At 61.7% G+C, this 2,909-nt stretch carries 4 protein-coding genes and 1 tRNA gene; 1 reads left to right on the plus strand and 4 read right to left on the minus strand.

The window, feature by feature from the left end:
• From Q0520_RS08745 to Q0520_RS08760, 4 genes are all read right to left on the minus strand, one after another.
• The coding region (locus Q0520_RS08745; RefSeq protein WP_298668957.1) for a 30S ribosomal protein S3ae at positions 1 to 576 on the minus strand (576 nt) is incomplete at its 3' end.
• Positions 577 to 635: 59 nt separating this feature from the next.
• The gene (locus Q0520_RS08750; protein WP_298668959.1) at positions 636 to 875 is read right to left on the minus strand and encodes a KEOPS complex subunit Pcc1; all 240 of its coding nucleotides are present in this window, start codon (positions 873 to 875) and stop codon (positions 636 to 638) included.
• Positions 872 to 2,086: a DHHA1 domain-containing protein gene (locus tag Q0520_RS08755; protein ID WP_298668962.1), complete on the minus strand. Its 1,215-nt coding sequence runs from the start codon at positions 2,084 to 2,086 to the stop codon at positions 872 to 874. The genes Q0520_RS08750 and Q0520_RS08755 overlap by 4 nt, the downstream gene beginning before the upstream one ends.
• Positions 2,087 to 2,089: 3 nt before the next feature.
• Complete coding sequence (locus Q0520_RS08760) at positions 2,090 to 2,548, minus strand: 30S ribosomal protein S15 (RefSeq protein WP_298668965.1); 459 nt, start codon at positions 2,546 to 2,548, stop codon at positions 2,090 to 2,092.
• Positions 2,549 to 2,836: 288 nt separating this feature from the next.
• On the opposite strand from Q0520_RS08760, the gene Q0520_RS08765 reads away from it, so the two are divergent.
• A tRNA-Gly gene (locus tag Q0520_RS08765) sits at positions 2,837 to 2,907 on the plus strand.
• The last annotated feature ends 2 nt before the right edge of the window (positions 2,908 to 2,909 follow it).

Consider the following 2,909-nt stretch of genomic DNA (forward strand, 5'->3'; position numbering starts at 1 on the left):
CTCGACCTTGGACTTGATGACCTCGACCCGGCGGACCGGGAAGATCGGCTTGATGACCTTGAAGATCTCCTTGGCAGTCTCGCCGGAGACGATCGCCTTCGAGAACTCATCGAAGGAGGTCTGGGCACCCTGCTCGAGGACGCTCTTCATGATTGCGCCCCTGATCGCGTGCACCTGGCTGAAGTTAGCCCTGTTGATGGTGAAGCACGTGATGGTGAGGCGGACCTTCTTGCCGTCCTGCGTGGGGACGAGGATGATCGTGTCGATCCTGGAGGTCTTTCTCTTTACGAGGCCGCGCATGTAGTCGCGGGTGATCTCGTGCCCGACGAACTCGGTGTAGGCCGCGTCGCCGGCGACGTTGTTCACCCTGAAGCGCATCTTGATGTGCTGCTTTGCGTAGTCCTGTGAGATCTCGCCGAGCGTGGTCTGCATCACGCGGCCCATCACGAAGGAGGGGTCAGCGGAGATCGTGTCGCCGATGTACGTCTTGCCGAAGGACTCGGAACCATAGACCTTGTACCAGGACTTGGCCTTCCAGCCTTCGACTCTCTTTCCAACCTGCTTTCTCTTTGCCATGAAATCACCAGATTATTTGCATCAAATTCTTTCTCATCTTCTCCAGAGGTGTATGTCTCTCAGGCCCTGTCTGATTTTTCATGGAGGTACGAACAGACGTCCTCCGCGATGGCGAGGTTCATCAGGTAGTCGTCCACCGACGCCGTCACCGACCGCAGGTGGTCGCCCCTGACCGTTGTGACGACTGCAGTGACTGCGGCCGTCGTCTCCATGCCGGAGAGGTTGTCCGGGGCGAGGGCGCCGGCGACACACTCAGCACGTGCGCTTTCGGTCGTGATGGTGCCCTCGATCTGGATCATGCAGCCACCGCCCTGACGAATTCGGTCCTGAACTCCTCGATCCGGTCTGATGGGATACGTGCACCGCCGCGGTTCCTGTGGCCGCCGCCTGTCCCGCCGGTCTGTGCGGCGACCGTCCTGAGGATCTCCTCGAGGTCGGTCTCTACACCGGGCGGGCAGCGTGCCGAGACCTGCCAGACGTCCCCGGCGGGTGCGATCACAGCGATCGGCCCGGTCTGCCTGAGGTCGTAGGCGAGGCAGTCGGCGACGCCGCTTGCCGCTACGGCGTCGGTGACCTCATAGATCACCCCGGCGTCGTCGGTCTTCCTGGCGGCGAGTGCGTCGAGCACCCGGTGCCTGAAGGCCCCTGCGACTTCCACGGCCTCGGGGACGCACTCCGGGGCCCTGAGGCAGACCGATGCCGCAAGGCCGCCGCGGCCCTGCTGGCCGCAACCGTCGATGACGGCGGCAAGGGTGCGGGCGTCCTCGATCACCTCGCGTTCCAGCCTGTAGCGGTCGCCGTAGACGCGGGAGAAGACCGATGGTGCCGTGTCATCCCCGGCCTCCAGGACGAGGAGGGAGAGGAGGACGTCGTCGGCCACCTCTTCCTCACCTGTTGCTGCGTCGAGGGTGCGGGTCACGGTGTCTTTGTTCCCGCTGAAACCGCTGATGTACGGGGTGACCGCTGTTTCAAGGGCTTCACGCAGGGTGTTCCCGGGGAGGAGGATACCTCTCTCGGGGCTGATGAAGCCGTTGGCGATCCCCTCGTTCAGGATCTCCCTGTTGGTGCCGGAGAACTGCTGGCCGTCCCCGATGATGCCGAGGACAGCAAGCCCTGCAAGGTCGCGGTTGTCGCCGAGTGCCTGGGCGACCAGGTAGGCCGTGCCCGATGCGGAGAGTTCCTGTTCCCCGTCGAGGCCCGCAAGGTGCGGGTTAACATGGAACTCCCCGGTGAAGTGAGGGATGTGATGGTCGACGACCATCGTGCCCTCAGGCAGGTCGGCAAGGCTGGCGCCGAAGTCGCAGAGCAGGGTCGAGTCAGGGTGCTCGACTTCGTCGGCCCTGATGCCCTGCTGTATCCGCAGCCGAAAGCGGAGGCCCGCGCGGAGCATGGCCTGGCAGAGGATCGCACCTGCGGCGATCCCGTCGGCGTCATGGTGCGCGTAGACCTCGACGAAGTCGGTGGCACGGATCTTCTCTGCCACCCGTTCAGCAGCGGCCTGAATGGACATGACTTATCTGGAGAGGAGAATCTCGGCAGTCTCCGGTTTGTAGATCCAGCCCTTTTCGAGCTTCCCGCTTGCCGTGTAGTATCTCACCAGGCGGCGCACCTTGGACTCGGTGAGCTGGAGCTGCCGCAGGTTGTGAATGTCGTTTTTGTTCACGGCAAGGTGCTTCCTCAGCCCGAGCGCCTTGGCGATCAGGTTGCGGAGGTCCTCGGGGATCTTCGATCCGAGGTTGTGCTCGTCGAGGATCTCGGTAATCTTCTTGCCGGTCACGAGTTTGACATCAGAGACGCCGTACTTGTCCCTGAGGATGAACCCGATCTCGCTGCTGGAGTTGCCCTTTTTACGAAGGTCGACAACAATCTTCACCGCTTCGTCGGCCGACATGCCGCACCACTCGGGTGCTTCGGTGCGGTACGGGGCGACGGAACAGGACTTGCCTCTCCTTCGTGCATGCATTCGTGCCATGATCTACCTCTCAAATGACAGAGTAAGTCCAGAAAAGAGCAGAATGTACTTCTACTGACTTTTCGGTAATCCCGAGCCATTTCGGCCATGCCATCGGGCACGTCGGACTTACGTCAGCCAGCACAGGAATGTGCTGGTTATTCATCCACCTGCGCGGTATTAAGGTTGTCGCCGGTGTGTTGGGGGGGCGTCCGGGCGAGGGTGCGGAGGGGGCCGTCGTCCTGCGGAAGGCGCGTCGGCAGAGAAATAACCTTTAATATCTTTGAACGGCAAGAGTGTATGGTACCTGCGATAGTAGTCTAGTGGTAGGACAGTGGCTTCCCAAGCCACTAACTCGGGTTCGAATCCCGGCTATCGCATA

Source organism: uncultured Methanofollis sp. (genome assembly GCF_937919355.1).
Classification (GTDB): domain Archaea; phylum Halobacteriota; class Methanomicrobia; order Methanomicrobiales; family Methanofollaceae; genus Methanofollis.

What these genes read in the sequence shown, in the direction of transcription:
- Q0520_RS08750 (WP_298668959.1), bottom strand. Translation starts at nt 875, where the DNA reads ATGATCCAGATCGAGGGCACCATCACGACCGAAAGCGCACGTGCTGAG.
- Q0520_RS08755 (WP_298668962.1), bottom strand. Translation starts at nt 2,086, where the DNA reads ATGTCCATTCAGGCCGCTGCTGAACGGGTGGCAGAGAAGATCCGTGCC.
- Q0520_RS08760 (WP_298668965.1), bottom strand. Translation starts at nt 2,548, where the DNA reads ATGGCACGAATGCATGCACGAAGGAGAGGCAAGTCCTGTTCCGTCGCC.